The organism is Enterobacter cloacae complex sp. 402C9, assembly GCF_050030745.1.
In the GTDB taxonomy this organism is placed as follows: domain Bacteria; phylum Pseudomonadota; class Gammaproteobacteria; order Enterobacterales; family Enterobacteriaceae; genus Enterobacter; species Enterobacter intestinihominis.
Genome location: NZ_JBLGUW010000001.1, coordinates 1,886,266 through 1,902,148 on the forward strand (window position 1 = coordinate 1,886,266; position 15,883 = coordinate 1,902,148).

General features: G+C 55.2%; 16 protein-coding genes. 14 read left to right on the forward strand and 2 right to left on the reverse strand.

Annotated elements, in window-relative coordinates; translation table 11 throughout:
• Positions 1–345: 345 nt before the first annotated feature.
• The 7 genes from astC (at position 346) to ves (ending at position 7,924) form a co-directional block, all read left to right on the forward strand.
• Positions 346–1,566, forward strand: coding sequence for a succinylornithine/acetylornithine transaminase (gene astC, locus ACQG1K_RS08985; RefSeq protein ID WP_032624403.1), 1,221 nt, complete (start codon positions 346–348; stop codon positions 1,564–1,566).
• Positions 1,563–2,597: an arginine N-succinyltransferase gene (gene astA, locus ACQG1K_RS08990; RefSeq protein WP_367076272.1), complete on the forward strand. Its 1,035-nt coding sequence runs from the start codon at positions 1,563–1,565 to the stop codon at positions 2,595–2,597. Before astC ends, astA begins: the two co-directional genes overlap by 4 nt.
• Positions 2,594–4,081, forward strand: coding sequence for a succinylglutamate-semialdehyde dehydrogenase (gene astD, locus ACQG1K_RS08995; RefSeq protein ID WP_045307970.1), 1,488 nt, complete (start codon positions 2,594–2,596; stop codon positions 4,079–4,081). The genes astA and astD overlap by 4 nt, the downstream gene beginning before the upstream one ends.
• Entirely contained in the window at positions 4,068–5,393 is a 1,326-nt protein-coding gene (gene astB / locus ACQG1K_RS09000; RefSeq protein ID WP_146877105.1) for an N-succinylarginine dihydrolase, read from the forward strand. Before astD ends, astB begins: the two co-directional genes overlap by 14 nt.
• A 9-nt stretch (positions 5,394–5,402) precedes the next feature.
• On the forward strand, positions 5,403–6,368 hold the full coding sequence (gene astE / locus ACQG1K_RS09005) for a succinylglutamate desuccinylase (RefSeq protein ID WP_206227711.1): 966 nt from the start codon (positions 5,403–5,405) through the stop codon (positions 6,366–6,368).
• A gap of 337 nt (positions 6,369–6,705) precedes the next feature.
• Positions 6,706–7,200: an ATP-independent periplasmic protein-refolding chaperone Spy gene (gene spy, locus ACQG1K_RS09010; RefSeq protein WP_206227710.1), complete on the forward strand. Its 495-nt coding sequence runs from the start codon at positions 6,706–6,708 to the stop codon at positions 7,198–7,200.
• A gap of 166 nt (positions 7,201–7,366) precedes the next feature.
• Entirely contained in the window at positions 7,367–7,924 is a 558-nt protein-coding gene (ves, locus tag ACQG1K_RS09015) for an environmental stress-induced protein Ves (RefSeq protein ID WP_022647815.1), read from the forward strand.
• Here the strand turns inward: ves and cho are convergent.
• Together cho and nadE are read right to left on the reverse strand one after the other, a co-directional pair.
• Positions 7,902–8,780, reverse strand: coding sequence for an excinuclease Cho (cho, locus tag ACQG1K_RS09020; RefSeq protein ID WP_032624399.1), 879 nt, complete (start codon positions 8,778–8,780; stop codon positions 7,902–7,904). The two genes, ves and cho, sit on opposite strands and share 23 nt — an antisense overlap.
• Before the next feature lie 115 nt (positions 8,781–8,895).
• Positions 8,896–9,723, reverse strand: coding sequence for an ammonia-dependent NAD(+) synthetase (gene nadE / locus ACQG1K_RS09025; RefSeq protein ID WP_022647817.1), 828 nt, complete (start codon positions 9,721–9,723; stop codon positions 8,896–8,898).
• A 231-nt stretch (positions 9,724–9,954) separates the two neighbouring features.
• Here nadE and osmE point away from each other — a divergent pair, with 231 nt between their 5' ends.
• From osmE to chbG, 7 genes are all read left to right on the forward strand, one after another.
• On the forward strand, positions 9,955–10,299 hold the full coding sequence (osmE, locus tag ACQG1K_RS09030) for an osmotically-inducible lipoprotein OsmE (protein ID WP_022647818.1): 345 nt from the start codon (positions 9,955–9,957) through the stop codon (positions 10,297–10,299).
• Positions 10,300–10,574: 275 nt separating this feature from the next.
• The gene (gene chbB, locus ACQG1K_RS09035) at positions 10,575–10,898 is read left to right on the forward strand and encodes a PTS N,N'-diacetylchitobiose transporter subunit IIB (RefSeq protein ID WP_225303350.1); all 324 of its coding nucleotides are present in this window, start codon (positions 10,575–10,577) and stop codon (positions 10,896–10,898) included.
• Between the two features lie 80 nt (positions 10,899–10,978).
• Positions 10,979–12,337: a PTS N,N'-diacetylchitobiose transporter subunit IIC gene (chbC, locus tag ACQG1K_RS09040; protein WP_017384664.1), complete on the forward strand. Its 1,359-nt coding sequence runs from the start codon at positions 10,979–10,981 to the stop codon at positions 12,335–12,337.
• 47 nt (positions 12,338–12,384) lie between these two features.
• A complete protein-coding gene (gene chbA, locus ACQG1K_RS09045; RefSeq protein WP_022647820.1) occupies positions 12,385–12,732 on the forward strand; it encodes a PTS N,N'-diacetylchitobiose transporter subunit IIA in 348 nt (115 codons plus the stop codon).
• Positions 12,733–12,734: 2 nt separating this feature from the next.
• Positions 12,735–13,580 carry a transcriptional regulator ChbR gene (chbR, locus tag ACQG1K_RS09050; RefSeq protein WP_255248587.1) on the forward strand — a complete coding sequence of 282 codons (846 nt, stop codon included), beginning with the start codon at positions 12,735–12,737 and terminating at the stop codon, positions 13,578–13,580.
• 108 nt (positions 13,581–13,688) lie between these two features.
• Positions 13,689–15,044, forward strand: a complete 1,356-nt coding sequence (locus ACQG1K_RS09055; protein ID WP_022647822.1) for a 6-phospho-beta-glucosidase — start codon at positions 13,689–13,691, stop codon at positions 15,042–15,044.
• Positions 15,045–15,055: 11 nt separating this feature from the next.
• Positions 15,056–15,805 carry a chitin disaccharide deacetylase gene (gene chbG, locus ACQG1K_RS09060; protein ID WP_038415892.1) on the forward strand — a complete coding sequence of 250 codons (750 nt, stop codon included), beginning with the start codon at positions 15,056–15,058 and terminating at the stop codon, positions 15,803–15,805.
• Positions 15,806–15,883: the final 78 nt, after the last annotated feature.

A 15,883-nucleotide genomic window follows, 5' to 3' on the forward strand; every position in this document is an offset into this window, starting at 1 on the left:
TAATGCCGACGGTGCAATATTTGCACCATTTCGACGCGTTTTGCCCTCGAACAGGGCGTAAAGAACCGATAAATTTCGCGAGCGATCACAATTCCAGAATTATATTTGGCATGTGCATACTCTTTCTTGTTTTCGTGCGGCAAAGCGCCGCTTGCTGTAAAAATATTCACTATTTATGCATTAACAGTGAATAACTCCATATTGTAACTCATTGATATTCTGTTACCCAAATCCGTTTATGCATTTTTATCGCTGGCTGGCATGAACGCTGCAATCTACATTCACAGTGCAAACACTCAATTATTTAACATTTAAACAACCTTTTATTTACCGGATGAGGTCGCTATGTCTCTGTCAGTTACGCGTGAAAATTTTGATGAATGGATGATGCCGGTATACGCTCCGGCGGCTTTTATTCCGGTACGTGGGGAAGGCTCTCGCCTGTGGGATCAGCAGGGCAAAGAGTATATCGACTTTGCGGGTGGGATTGCGGTGAATGCGCTGGGGCATGCAAACCCGGCGCTGCGGCAGGCGCTGAATGATCAGGCGGCGAAATTCTGGCATACCGGCAACGGTTATACCAACGAACCGGTGTTGCGTCTGGCGAAGAAGCTGATCGACGCCACTTTCGCAGAAAAAGTCTTTTTCTGTAACTCCGGCGCGGAAGCGAACGAAGCGGCGCTGAAGCTGGCGCGCAAATATGCGCACGATAAATTCGGCCCGCACAAGAGCGGCATCGTAGCCTTTAAAAATGCCTTCCATGGCCGCACGCTGTTTACCGTCAGTGCGGGTGGTCAGCCCTCATATTCTCAGGATTTTGCGCCGCTGCCGCCGGATATCCGTCATGCGGCGTATAACGATTTACACTCTGCCAGCGAGCTGATTGACGACACCACCTGTGCGGTGATTGTCGAGCCCATGCAGGGGGAAGGCGGCGTCATGCCCGCCCAGAAAGCGTTCCTGCAAGGGCTGCGCGAGCTGTGCGATCGGCATAACGCGGTCCTGATTTTTGACGAAGTCCAGACCGGCGTGGGCCGTACGGGTGAGCTGTACGCCTACATGCACTATGGCGTGACCCCGGATGTGCTCTCAACAGCTAAAGCGCTCGGCGGCGGCTTCCCGGTGGGGGCGATGCTGACCACCGATACATTCGCCAGCGTGATGACCGTGGGCACCCATGGCACCACTTACGGCGGTAACCCGCTGGCAACCGCTGTCGCCGGACAGGTGCTGGATATCATCAACACTCCTGAGGTGCTTAGCGGCGTGAAGCAGCGTCACCAGTGGTTTGTTGAGCGTCTTACCGCCATCAATAACCAGACCGGCATGTTCAAAGAGATCCGCGGTCTGGGGCTGTTGATAGGTTGTGAGCTTGCCCCTGAGTTTGCTGGCAAAGCGAAGCTGATTTCACAGGAAGCGGCAAAGCAGGGCGTGATGGTGTTGATTGCCGGCGCTAACGTGGTGCGGTTTGCCCCTGCGCTGATCGTCAGTGAGGAAGAGGTCAGAACCGGGTTAGATCGTTTTGCGCTGGCCTGCGAACAGGTGAAGTCCGGGGTGTCATCATGATGGTCATCCGTCCCGTTGCGCACGGCGATCTCGCCGGGCTTATGCAGCTTGCCGGTAAGACAGGGGGCGGGCTGACCTCGCTGCCTGCCGATGAAAAAACGCTGTCGGCGCGCATTGAGCGCGCCCTGCAAACCTGGCAGGGGACGTTGCCAAAAAGCGAACAGGGCTATGTGTTCGTGCTGGAAGAGACCGACACGGGAACCGTGGCGGGGATTTGCGCCATCGAGGTGGCCGTCGGGCTTAACGATCCGTGGTACAACTACCGCGTCGGCACGATGGTCCACGCCTCGAAAGAGCTGAACGTCTACAACGCGCTGCCGACGCTCTTTCTCTGTAATGACCACACCGGCGCCAGCGAACTCTGCACCCTGTTTCTCGATCCGGACTGGCGCAAAGAGGGTAACGGTTATCTGCTCTCCAAATCGCGCTTCATGTTTATGGCCGCCTTTCGCGACCGCTTCAACGAAAAAGTGGTCGCGGAGATGCGCGGCGTAATTGATGAGACGGGCTACTCGCCGTTCTGGGAGAGCCTGGGCGAACGCTTCTTCTCCATGGAATTCAGCCGGGCGGATTACCTGTGCGGTACCGGTCAGAAGGCGTTTATCGCCGAGTTAATGCCGAAGCATCCTATTTATACCCATTTCTTAACGCCGGAAGCGCAGGCGGTGATCGGCGAAGTTCACCCGCAAACCGCTCCGGCCCGTGCAGTGCTGGAGAAAGAGGGTTTTCGCTACCGTAATTACGTCGACATCTTTGACGGCGGCCCGACGCTGGAATGCGATATTGACCGCGTACGCGCCATCCGAAAAAGCCGCCTGGTTGAGGTTTCAGAAGGCCAGCCCGCGCCGGGCGAGTGGCCAGCCTGCCTGGTCTCGAACGAGAATTACGCCAACTTCCGCGCCATGCTGGTGCGAACCAACCCAACATGCGAGCGTCTGGTACTGACGGCTGCGCAACTGGATGCCCTGAAATGTATCGCTGGCGACACGGTTCGCCTGGTGCGGCTCTGCCCTGAGGAGAAAACAGCATGACTCTATGGATTAACGGTGACTGGGTAACGGGCGAAGGTGATGCGCGGACAAAAACTAACCCGGTCGGCCAGGAGGTGCTCTGGTCGGGGAGCGACGCCAGCGCCGGGCAGGTTGAGCAGGCCTGCCAGGCTGCACGCCGCGCGTTTCCGGCATGGGCGAAACGGCCATTCTCCGAGCGCCAGGCGCTGGTTGAGAAATTTGCTGCGCTGCTGGAGGCCAATAAAGCAGAGCTGACCCGCATCATTGCCTGCGAAACCAGCAAGCCGCGCTGGGAGGCAACAACCGAAGTGACGGCGATGATCAATAAAATCGGTATATCGGTGAAGGCGTACCACGCCCGCACCGGTGAGCAGCATACCGGGATGCCGGACGGCGCCGCCACGTTGCGCCACCGTCCGCACGGGGTGTTGGCGGTGTTTGGCCCGTACAACTTCCCCGGGCATCTGCCGAACGGGCATATTGTGCCTGCGCTGCTGGCGGGAAATACCGTCATCTTCAAGCCGAGTGAGTTAACCCCCTTAACCGGAGAAGCAGTAGTAAAACTCTGGGAGCAGGCGGGGCTGCCACCGGGCGTGCTGAATCTGGTGCAGGGCGGGCGTGAAACCGGTCAGGCGCTGAGTGCGCTGAGCGACATTGACGGTCTGCTGTTTACCGGCAGTGCCGGAACGGGTTATCAGCTGCATCGTCAGTTGGCGGGGCAGCCGGAAAAAATTCTGGCGCTGGAGATGGGTGGCAACAACCCGCTGATTGTGGAAGATCCGGATGATATCGATGCTGCGGTCCACCTGACCATTCAGTCGGCATTCATTACCGCCGGACAGCGCTGCACCTGCGCCCGCCGCCTGCTGGTTAAACGCGGCGCGCAGGGGGATGCGTTTCTTAAGCGTCTGGTGGAGGTGAGCGGGCGTCTGGTTCCCGCGAAATGGGATACCGAGCCGCAGCCGTTTATCGGCGGGCTGATCTCCGGGCAGGCGGCGCTGAACGTGCTGAAAGCGTGGCAGGAGCACGTGGCGCGCGGGGCGAAAACCCTGCTGGAGCCGAAGCTGGTTCAGCCGGGCACATCGCTGCTGACGCCGGGGATTATTGAGATGAGTGCGACGAGCAACGTGCCGGATGAAGAGGTCTTTGGCCCGCTGCTGTGCGTCTGGCGCTATGACGATTTTGCATCGGCGATCGAGATGGCCAACAACACCCGCTACGGCCTGTCGAGCGGCCTGATATCCCCGCATCGCGAGAAATTCGACCAGCTGCTGCTGGAAGCGCGCGCCGGGATCGTGAACTGGAACAAACCGCTGACCGGCGCGGCGAGCACCGCGCCGTTTGGTGGCGTAGGGGCATCGGGCAACCATCGCGCCAGCGCCTGGTATGCTGCCGATTACTGCGCGTGGCCGATGGCAAGCCTGGAAACCCCGGCGCTGACGCTGCCGGAGACGCTGAATCCGGGGCTGGATTTTACAGAGGGTGACGCCCATGAAAGCGCGTGAGGTTAACTTTGACGGACTGGTGGGGTTGACGCACCACTATGCCGGGCTGTCGTTCGGCAATGAAGCTTCGACGAAGCACCGTTTCCAGGTCTCGAACCCGAAGCTGGCGGCCAAGCAGGGGCTATTGAAAATGAAGGCGCTGTCCGATGCCGGTTTCCCGCAGGCGGTGATCCCGCCGCAGGAGCGGCCGAACGTGGCCGTGCTGCGCCAGCTGGGCTTCAGCGGTACGGATGAACAGGTGGTTGAAAAAGCCGGTACGCAGTCCCCACAGCTGCTTTCCGCGGCCAGTTCAGCCTCTTCAATGTGGGTTGCGAATGCCGCCACCGTCGCGCCGTCGGCGGATACGCTGGACGGCAAAGTGCATCTGACTGTCGCTAACCTGAACAACAAATTCCACCGCGCCAGCGAAGCGGAGACCACCGGGCGCGTGCTGCGCGCCATTTTTAATCATGATGCGCATTTTGAGGTGCATTCAGCGCTGCCGCAGGTCGCGATGTTTGGCGACGAAGGGGCGGCAAACCACAACCGTCTGGGTGGCGATTACGGCGATCCAGGCTTGCAGCTGTTTATCTATGGACGGGAAGAGGGCGGCCACGCCGCGCCGGTTCGTTATCCGGCGAGACAAACCTTAGCCGCAAGCCAGGCGGTTGCACGGCTGAACCAGGTTAATCCTACTCAGGTGATTTTTGCCCAGCAAAATCCGCAGGTGATCGACCAGGGCGTGTTTCATAACGACGTGATTGCCGTTTCCAACCATCAGGTGCTGTTCTGCCACGAGCAGGCGTTTGCCCATCAGGAAAAGTTGCTGGCCACGCTGCGCGAACGCGTGCCGGGATTTATGCCGATTCAGGTGCCCACGCAGGCGGTAAGCGTGCAGGATGCGGTCGAAACGTATCTGTTCAACAGCCAGCTGCTGAGCCGGGATGACGGCAGCATGATGCTGGTGCTGCCGCAGGAGTCCCGCAACCATCAGGGCGTCTGGCGCTATCTCAGCGAACTGGTGCAGGCGGATAACCCGATTGATGAACTGCGCGTGTTTGATCTGCGGGAAAGTATGGCCAACGGCGGGGGACCGGCGTGCCTGCGACTGCGCGTGGTGTTAACGCCGGAGGAAATGCAGGCCGTGAATCCGTCGGTGATGATGAACGACACGCTGTTCAATACCCTCAATGACTGGGTGGACCGCTACTATCGTGACCGTCTGGTTCAGGCCGATCTGGTTGATCCGCAGCTGCTGCGCGAAGGCCGCGAGGCGCTGGATGCATTATCGACCATCCTGCAACTGGGATCGGTTTATCCGTTCCAGCGCTAAGGAGACGATATGGAAAACTTTCTGGCGCTGACGCTGGCTGAAGAGACACCGGAGCGGCACGAGGGGGAAGGCCCTTCGTTCCACTGGCGATGGCTGGGGTCGGGCGTGCTTGAACTGACGCCGACGTGGCAATATAACCTGTCGCTGCTGCTTTCTACCGGCATTCACGGGAATGAAACCGCGCCTGTGGAGATTGTCGATCTGTTGCTGCGCGCGCTGTATCGCGCAGAGATCACGCTGCACTGCCGTCTGCTGGTGGTACTGGGAAATCCGCCTGCGCTGGCGCAAAACAAACGGTATCTCGTGAGCGACATCAACCGAATGTTTGGTGGCCGCTGGGCGCAATTTCCACAGAGTGATGAAACGACACGTGCGCAATGGCTGGAGAAGGTGGTCACGGCGTTTTTTGCCGGGGCGGGGGAAACGCGCTGGCACCTCGATCTGCATACCGCCATCCGCGCCTCGTACCACGTACGTTTTGGCGTGTTACCGCAGCGCCATCAGCCGTGGGATGAGGCGTTTCTGACCTGGCTTGGCGACGCGGGACTGGAAGCGCTGGTTTTCCACCAGACGCCGGGCGGCACGTTTACCCACTTCACCTGCGAGAATTTCGGCGCGCTGTCCTGCACGCTGGAGCTGGGAAAAGCGCTGCCGTTCGGGCAAAACGACCTGACGCGTTTTGCCCCTACGCATCAGGCGCTTCGGGCGTTGCTCGCAGGGGTTGCGCCGGAACCCACCCGAGAACCCGTCGTGCGCTATCGGGTCGTACAGCAGATCACGCGTCAAAGCGAAGCTTTCCAGCTTCATATGGCTCCCCATACGCTGAACTTCACGCCGTTTCGCCAGGGCGTCCTGCTGGCGGAAGATGGTGAGACGCGCTATGCGGTACAGAACCCCACGGAATATGTTTTATTTCCTAACCCGTCAGTCGCGTTTGGTTTACGAGCCGGGTTGATGCTGGAAAAAATGCCCTGATCGTCTCCCCTCGCGCAGACCGGAGGGGAAACAAAGAATTAATTTCTTAACGTTAAAAGCGCTCTGGTAGTGTTTGCGGAATATTCCTGGAGAATTGCTTTATTATTAAACGGTACTTCGCTATACTCCTCCATAATCTCTTTAAAATCATCCTGTTGAATATTTTTGTTTCATCTCTCCACGCTTTTTCCTTAATTTCTCCATAATTGGCGAAAACGTGTTTTTTATACTTTCATTGTTTTACCGTTGCTCTGACTAATTGACGATAAACCCCGTAAAGTTAATCTCGTCAACACGGCATAGCGCCGAAGAATAACTGAAAGTAAGGAAAGACATTATGCGTAAATTAACTGCACTGTTTGTTGCCTCTACCCTGGCTCTGGGCGCTACCAGCATGGCGTTCGCCGCCGATACCGCGACCACTACCGCCGCGCCGGCAGAAGGCAAAATGATGATGCATCATAAAGGCAAGCCGGGTATGCATCATGAGATGATGATGTTTAAAGATCTGAACCTGACCGATGCGCAGAAGCAGCAGATCCGCGACATCAGGAAAAGTCAGCGTGGCCAGATGAAACGTCCTCCGCTGGAAGAGCGCCGCGCGATGCATGACATCATTGCCAGCGACAGCTTCGACAAAGCAAAAGCAGAAGCGCAGATCGACAAAATGGCCGAGCAGCATAAAGCGCGCATGCTGGCCCACATGGAAACCCAGAACAAGATTTACAACATTCTGACGCCGGAACAGAAAAAGCAATTTAATGCCAATTTTGAGAAGCGTCTGACAGAACGTGCAGCGCCGGAAGGTAAAATGCCTGCACCAGCCGAATAATCGGTTCACTCTCTTAAGACCGCCGGGCTCCTGTCTACACAAGCGAAAACGCTGTGGACAGGACCGGCGGTTTTTCTTTTGCCCCATGCCTAAGGTCTGGCCTTACCGTTGCCGATAATACGTCTGTGAAATGCCCTGGCGCACGGTGCGTCCTTCAGGAGTGGCCATGGAATTCTTTGATATCCGTAAAATACCCGTCAGTCTCTGGCGTAACGGCGCGGGCGAGACGCGTGAGATTTGCTGTTTCCCTCCCGCGACGCGGGATTTTTCCTGGCGGGCCAGCATCGCCTCCATCGCCAGTAACGGCGAATTCTCCGCGTTTCCGGGCGTTGACCGGGTGATTACGCTGCTGGAAGGCGGCGAGGTGACGCTGGATGCGGGGAGGGCGTTTTGCCATACCCTGAAACACCATCAGCCTTACGGCTTTGCGGGCGATTTGACGGTGAAAGCCGTGCTCACGGAGGGGCAGATGTCGATGGATTTCAATGTCATGACCCGACGGGAGCACTGCCAGGCAAAGGTGCGAGTTGCTACCCGAACGTTCACTACCTTCGCATCACGCGGTGGCGTGGCGTTCGTATTAAGCGGCGCCTGGCAACTGGGCGATAAATTACTGACCGCCGATCAGGGCGCCAGCTGGCAAGAGGGCAGCCATACCCTCCGTCTACTGGAAACGAAGGGGTCGCTGCTGTTCAGTGAAATTACCTGGCTGCCGGGTCATTGAGCATGACTATCTCATATTTACCGGTTAACAGCGGCTTACAGAGAATTTTGTAGCCATCCTGATCGAACCCGGCAGGTGTGCGCAGCAGGGCGGCAGCGTCATCCAGACTTTCAACCGCGCCAAGCCAGAGCCAGTTGCGGATGACGTGATAGTGCGTCATCGCATCGCGGGTCTCTTTCAACGCCACCGCGCCTTCCCACGGCCAGCAGTTGACGCTGATTGAGGCCAGGCCAGCCATAAACCGGGCATGATGTTCTTCAACGCTCTCTTTTCCACAGCACGCCCCGGCGCAGCGTTTCAACGCGGAGCGGAAACAGGCGCGACCGCGGGTAGTCGCTTCCAGTCCTAACAGGCCGTAACAAAGCTGTAATTCATCAGCAAGGGATTGCAGAGTTTGCAGTGCGGCACGTTTGTTGGCAAACAGACCGTAAAGATTCGGTTCATGCGAAAAATCCACTTCCCGGGCATAAACGACCTGCGGTTTTCCCGCGTTAACCTGCAAGGAACACAGCTGGCGGTTGCGGCGCAGGCGTTTGTTAAACAGCGGCTGCTGTTCCTTGATGAGCCGGGCTTCGAGCAGAAGCGCGCCCAGTTCACCTGCCGTCTCGATCCAGGTGATCCGCCGGGACTGTCTGAGCATCGACGCTTCGTCCGGCGTACGCAGGTGCGACATCACCCGACTGCGGATATTTACGCTTTTGCCGATATAGAGCGGCATGGTGTCGCTGTCGCCGTGGAAGAAATAGACGCCAGGCTGTTTAGGCAGCGCCTCAAGCCAGGGGCGAAGATGCTCGGGATATTCGTAGATAGCCGCCGCTTCAAACTCAAGACGCGGGGCGGATTGACGCCTGCTCACATACTGCTCCATATACTGTTCAGGCATACAGTGTAGCAGGTGTTTGGTGGTTAAAAAAGAGCCGGGTGGCGGCTACGCCTTACCCGGCCTGCAAAACTGAGTTACCGTTTTGCTTTTACTTTTTCCAGAAATCATCAAACACCGTAATGGGTGGACGGCGTTTGTGCTCGGTTTTCAGATACCAGCCTTCAATAATTTTTGCGGTACCTTCGTCGAGCGTTTTGCCTTCCAGATAATCATCGATGTTGTCATAGGTCACACCCAGCGCGGCTTCATCCGGCAGGGAAGGGCGATCGTCTTCCAGGTCTGCCGTTGGCGCCTTCTTATACAGGTGCTCCGGGCAGCCCAACGCCGCCAGCAGTTGCTTACCCTGACGCTTGTTCAGGCGGAAGAGGGGGTTGATGTCCGTGCCGCCATCGCCGTATTTGGTGAAGAAACCGGTGATGGCTTCCGCGGCGTGGTCGGTGCCGACGACGACCCCTTTGGTCATCCCTGCGATACTGTACTGCGCTTTCATGCGCTCACGGGCTTTCTCGTTGCCACGAACAAAATCGCTCAGTTCAATACCGGCTTCACGCAAGGCCTGCTCGCTTGCCAGTACCGAACCTTTGATGTTTACGGTAAGAACACGGTCCGGCTGAATAAAGGCGATCGCATCCTGACAGTCCTGCTCGTCGGCCTGCACGCCATACGGCAGACGTACGGCAATAAATTGCAGTGCGGTGTCACCGGTCTCGTCACGCAGCTCGGTGATGGCCATCTGGCTAAGTTTACCGGCCAGAGTGGAGTCCTGACCGCCGCTGATACCCAGTACCAGCGTCTTCAGGAAAGGGTGTGCGGACAGGTAAGCTTTCAAAAAATCAACGCTACGACGGATCTCTTCATTGGCATTAATCGCAGGTTTCGCGCCCAGCGCCTGAATAATTTCTTGTTGCAGAGCCATTACGCCCTCCCTATGCAGAACCAAACAGAAAGTGTGATCTGTTAAAACTAACCCTTTGTCGGGGAAACGACAAGGATCACAGTTTTGAGTGTACTGTTTTACAGCGATTTAGCAGCTTATCGTTGTTTTATTAGAATTTTCCGAAATTCGTCTGGCGTAACTCGCAAAGTTGAACAATAGTAATTTTTATCCCATGCTTAGTTAACACGCTGATAAACAAGAGGACGGAATATGAACAAGAACGTAGCAGGAATTTTAAGCGCAGCGGCGGTACTGACTATGCTGGCTGGGTGTACAGCTTACGATCGCACCACAGATCAGTTCACACAGCCAGTGGTAAAAGACGTCAAAAAAGGCATGACGCGTTCCCAGGTTGCAGCCATTGCCGGTAAACCTTCTTCAGAAGTCACTATGATCCACGCGCGTGGCACCTGCCAGACCTATATTCTGGGTCAACGTAATGGTAAGGCAGAAACCTACTTTGTCGCCCTGGATGATACCGGTCACGTGATCAATTCGGGCTACCAGACCTGCGCTGAATACGACACCGATCCACAGGCACCTAAGGCGCAGTAACCGCGCTTGCCTGAAAGTGTTAACAAACCGGCCTGATGGCCGGTTTTTTTATGCATACGTAAATCTTATTTCTTAGCGCGAAATATTTGCCTGAAATGTGAAGGTAGTCAACAAGCCAGGTCAATGAGAGACAATTTGAGTCTATCCAGAATTATCCCCTCCCTGTACCATTGCGTATACTCACTTCAACGACAAACAATGTTCAGCACACTGCCCGTCAGCCAGGATAGCGAGTCGAGTGATAGCGCGACGGCGGTCAGACCAATAAGAGGGAAATTATCATGGAAAAGAAACATATCTACTTGTTCTGCTCTGCGGGCATGTCCACTTCGCTGCTGGTTTCAAAAATGCGCGCGCAGGCCGAAAAATATGAAGTCCCTGTGGTGATTGAGGCGTTTCCGGAAACGCTGGCGGGCGAAAAGGGCCAGACAGCAGATGTAATTTTACTCGGGCCGCAAATCGCTTATATGCTGCCAGAAATTCAACGTTTGCTCCCTAATAAGCCGGTCGAAGTGATCGATTCCGTTTTATACGGCAAGATTGATGGTTTAGGTGTATTAAAAGCTGCTGTTGCGGCGATTAAAAAAGCTGCTAATTAATTTTTTATTTTTCCCGTCAAAGAGTTATTTCACACACAATACGCCGTAACGGTCGTTGCGGCATTTAAGGGTATTTTCCTATGAGTAAAGTCATCGCTTCACTTGAAAAGGTACTCCTTCCTTTTGCTGTTAAAATAGGAAAGCAGCCTCACGTTAATGCCATTAAGAACGGCTTTATTAAATTAATGCCGTTGACATTAGCCGGGGCAATGTTCGTTTTAATTAACAACGTTTTTCTCAGCTTTGGAGAAGGTTCCTTTTTTTATTCATTAGGAATTAGGTTAGATGCTTCCACTATTGAAACCCTTAATGGTTTAAAAGCCATTGGCGGCAACGTATACAACGGTACGTTGGGTATTATGTCGCTAATGGCGCCTTTCTTTATTGGAATGGCCCTGGCGGAAGAGCGTAAGGTGGATCCGCTGGCGGCGGGCTTACTGTCCATTGCCGCGTTTATGACCGTCACGCCGTACAGCGTGGGCGACGCTTACGCCGTGGGCGCCAACTGGCTGGGTGGGGCAAACATTATTTCCGGTATTATTATCGGACTGGTGGTGGCCGAAATGTTCACCTTTATTATTCGCCGCAACTGGGTTATCCGCTTGCCGGATAGCGTTCCGGCCTCTGTTTCTCGTTCATTTTCCGCGTTGATACCGGGCTTCATTATCCTCTCCATCATGGGGATTATTGCCTGGGCGCTCTCTCACTGGGGGACTAACTTCCACCAGATCATTATGGACTCTATCTCAACGCCGCTGGCGTCGATGGGTAGCGTGGTCGGTTGGGCGTATGTCATCTTTACCTCCCTGCTGTGGTTCTTCGGCGTGCATGGTTCACTGGCACTGGCGGCGCTGGACAGCGGTATTATGACCCCGTGGGCACTGGAAAACGTCGCGCTTTACCAGCAGTACGGCTCCGTCGATGCGGCGCTGGCGGCCGGTAAAACCTTCCATGTGTGGGCGAAGCCGATGCTTGACTCCTATATCTTCCTGGGCGGTACCGGGGCGACGCTGGGTCTGATCATCGCGGTCTTTATTGTCTCTCGCCGCGCCGACCATCGTCAGGTTGCGAAGCTGGCCCTGCCGTCAGGCATCTTCCAGATTAACGAGCCGATCCTGTTTGGTCTGCCAATTATCATGAACCCGGTGATGTTCATTCCATTCATCCTGGTTCAGCCGCTGCTGGCCGCGATTACGCTGACGGCGTATTACCTGGGCATTATCCCGCCGGTGACCAACATTGCGCCGTGGACGATGCCAGCTGGTCTGGGCGCGTTCTTCAACACCAACGGTAGCGTGGCCGCCTTCCTGCTGGCGATATTCAACCTCGGGATTGCAACCCTGCTCTACATGCCGTTCGTGGCGATTGCGAACAAGGCTGCAACGGTTATCGATGAAGAAGAGAGCGAAGAGGATATCGCCCTCGCACTGAAATTCTAAAATTGCACGGCGCGGGGCAACCCGCGCCAGCGTAAAGGAGCTTAAAGATGTTAGATTTAGAGAGTATCGTTGCCGAAGAAACTGCAGTGAACGATCTGGAAGAGGTGGTGATGGGGCTCATCATCAATTCCGGGCAGGCGCGAAGCCTGGCGTATGCGGCGCTTAAGCAGGCTAAGCAGGGCGATTTTGTTGCCGCGAAAACCATGATGGAGCAGTCCCGTACGGCGTTAAACGAAGCGCATCTGGTGCAGACGAAACTCATCGAAAGCGACCAGGGCGAAGGAAAGATGAAAGTGAGTCTGGTGCTGGTACATGCGCAGGATCACCTGATGACCTCCATGCTGGCGCGCGAGATGGTAGCGGAGCTCATCGAGCTTCACGAGAAGATGCAGTAAGTCTGAACAGGCACCAGGAGGTCAGCACGATGGAAATCAAAACCGCACATGAGCAGCAGCTGTTTAATGGCAAGAATTTTCACGTGGTGATTTACAACAAAACGGAGAGCGCCAGCGGTCTGCACCAGCATGACTACTACGAGTTCACGATTGTTCTGACCGGCCGCTACTATCAGGAGATCAACGGTAAGCGCGTCCTGCTTGAGCGTGGCGATTTCGTCTTCCTGCCGATGGGGTCCTATCACCAGAGCTTTTATGAGTTTGGTGCGACGCGCATTCTTAACGTAGGGGTGAGCAGGCGTTTCTTCGAGAAGCACTATCTGCCGCTGGTTCCGTTCTGCTTTGTGGCGTCACAGGTCTATCGCGTTAAAAATGAGTTTATGACCTGGATTGAAACGGTTATCGCCTCGCTGAATTTCCGCGACAATGAATTTGATGAATTTATTGAAACCGTGACGTTCTACGTCATGAACCGTCTTCGCCATCACCGTGAAGAACAGCAGGTGGTGGATGATATTCCTCAGTGGCTGCGCAGTACCGTGGAGCTGATGCACGATAAAGGACAGTTCAGCGATAACGCCCTGGAAAACATGGTGGCGCTGTCGGGTAAATCGCAGGAATATTTAACGCGCGCCACGCAGCGCTATTACCGTAAAACGCCTGTTCAAATTATTAATGAAATCCGCATCAATTTTGCCAAAAAACAGCTGGAAATTACTAACTACTCTGTCACCGATATCGCTTACGAATCGGGTTACAGCAGCCCCAGCCTGTTTATTAAAACCTTTAAGAAAATGACTTCATTCACACCGAACAGTTACCGCAAAAATTTAACGGTAATTAATTAACTTTCGGCGGTTTATCCGCAGGAATATTGACGTAATGGCTTGCCCAAATAGCGGGAAGAGTACGCTATACCTTGCAGGCGATTACCCTGATAAGCTAAGGGAGAGTTTATGCAAAAGAAATTAAAAGTCGTAACCATTGGTGGCGGCAGCAGCTATACCCCGGAATTACTTGAAGGTTTCCTGAAACGTTATCATGAATTACCGGTCAGCGAATTATGGCTGGTGGATGTTGAAGAAGGTCAGGAGAAGCTAAATATTATTTTTGAACTGTGCAAACGCATGGTTGAAAAAGCGGGCGTGCCTTTAACCGTGCATAAAACGCTGGATCGCCGCCTGGCGCTGAAAGATGCTGACTTCGTGACCACCCAGCTGCGCGTCGGCCAGCTGAAGGCGCGTGAGCTGGACGAGCGTATTCCGCTGAGCCACGGTTATCTGGGCCAGGAAACCAACGGGGCTGGTGGCCTGTTTAAAGGTCTGCGTACTATTCCGGTCATTTTTGACATCATTAAAGACGTGGAGGAGATCTGCCCGAACGCGTGGGTGATTAACTTTACCAACCCGGCCGGGATGGTCACCGAGGCAGTCTATCGTCACACCGGTTTCAAACGCTTTATCGGCGTCTGCAATATTCCGATCGGCATGAAGATGTTCATCCGCGATGTGCTGGCGCTAACCGATAACGATGAATTGTCCATTGACCTGTTCGGCCTGAACCACATGGTCTTTATCAAAGATGTGATTGTGAACGGGCAATCGCGCTTTGCGGAACTGCTTGATGGCGTTGCCTCTGGTCGCCTGACCGCGGCCTCGGTGAAAAACATCTTCGATCTGCCGTTCAGCGAAGGGCTGATCCGCTCCCTGAATCTGCTGCCGTGCTCGTATCTGCTTTACTACTTCAAGCAGAAAGAGATGCTGGCGATTGAAATGGGCGAATACTACAAAGGTGGCGCACGGGCTCAGGTTGTGCAGAAAGTAGAGAAGCAGCTTTTTGATTTGTATAAAGATCCGAACCTGAACGTCAAACCGAAAGAGCTTGAGCAGCGCGGTGGGGCATACTATTCAGATGCCGCGTGTGAAGTGATCAACGCCATTTACAATGACAAGCAGGCCGAGCACTATGTGAACGTTCCGCATCATGGGCACATCGACAATATCCCGGCAGACTGGGCCGTAGAGATGACCTGCATCCTTGGGCGCGAGGGTGCAAAACCGCATCCCCGCATTACCCACTTCGACGATAAGGTGATGGGCCTGATTCACACCATCAAAGGCTTTGAAGTAGCGGCGAGCAATGCGGCCCTGAGCGGCGAGCTGAATGACGTGCTGCTGGCGCTGAACCTGAGCCCGCTGGTGCATTCTGACCGTGACGCTGAAAAACTCGCGAGTGAGATGATCCTGGCGCATGAGAAATGGCTGCCAAACTTTGCTGCAACGGTTGAGAAACTGAAACTCACACACCGTTAAGAGGAGGCGCGATGGAAAACCTGCTGATCGTCAATGCCGATGATTTCGGCCTGTCAAAAGGGCAGAACTACGGCATTATCGAAGCCTGTCGCCGGGGCGTCGTGACCTCTACAACAGCGCTCATCAACGGTGAGGCGGTGGAACATGCGGCGCAGCTAAGCCGTGAGCTGCCCGAACTGGGCGTGGGCATGCACTTTGTGCTGACGCTTGGGTTGCCCCTTTCACCGATGCCGGGGCTGACGCGCGACGGGCAGCTGGGTAAATGGATTTGGGAAATGGCGGAGCAGGACGCTTTGCCGCTTGATGAGATTGCCCGCGAGCTGGACTGCCAGTTTAACCGCTTTGTGGATGTGTTTGGCCGCGAGCCCACCCATATCGACAGTCATCATCATGTGCATATGATCCCGGCGATTTTCCCGCTTGTGGCAGAATTTGCCAAACGTAAAGGCGTGGCGATGCGCGTGGATCGGGAGGTGCGCGGACTGCCGGACGTTGCGGTGACGTCAACGGAGGGGTTCAGCAGCGCATTTTATGGCGACGATATCGACGAAGCGCTGTTCCTGAAGGTGCTGGATGCCTCCGCCGCAAAAGGGGAGCGCTCGCTTGAGGTAATGGCGCATCCGGCGTTTGTCGATAACATCGTACGTAAGAGCGCCTACTGCTGGCCGCGTCTGGCGGAACTGGACGTGCTAACGTCGGCGTCGTTGAAGTATGCGATTGCCGAGCGTGGGTATCGTCTGGGGACGTTCAGGGATTTGTGAGCAAAATAAAGCCCGGGGACGGCTTCGCCTTACCGGGCCTACAACATCAGTCGAAATATAGGCCGGGTAAGCGTAGTG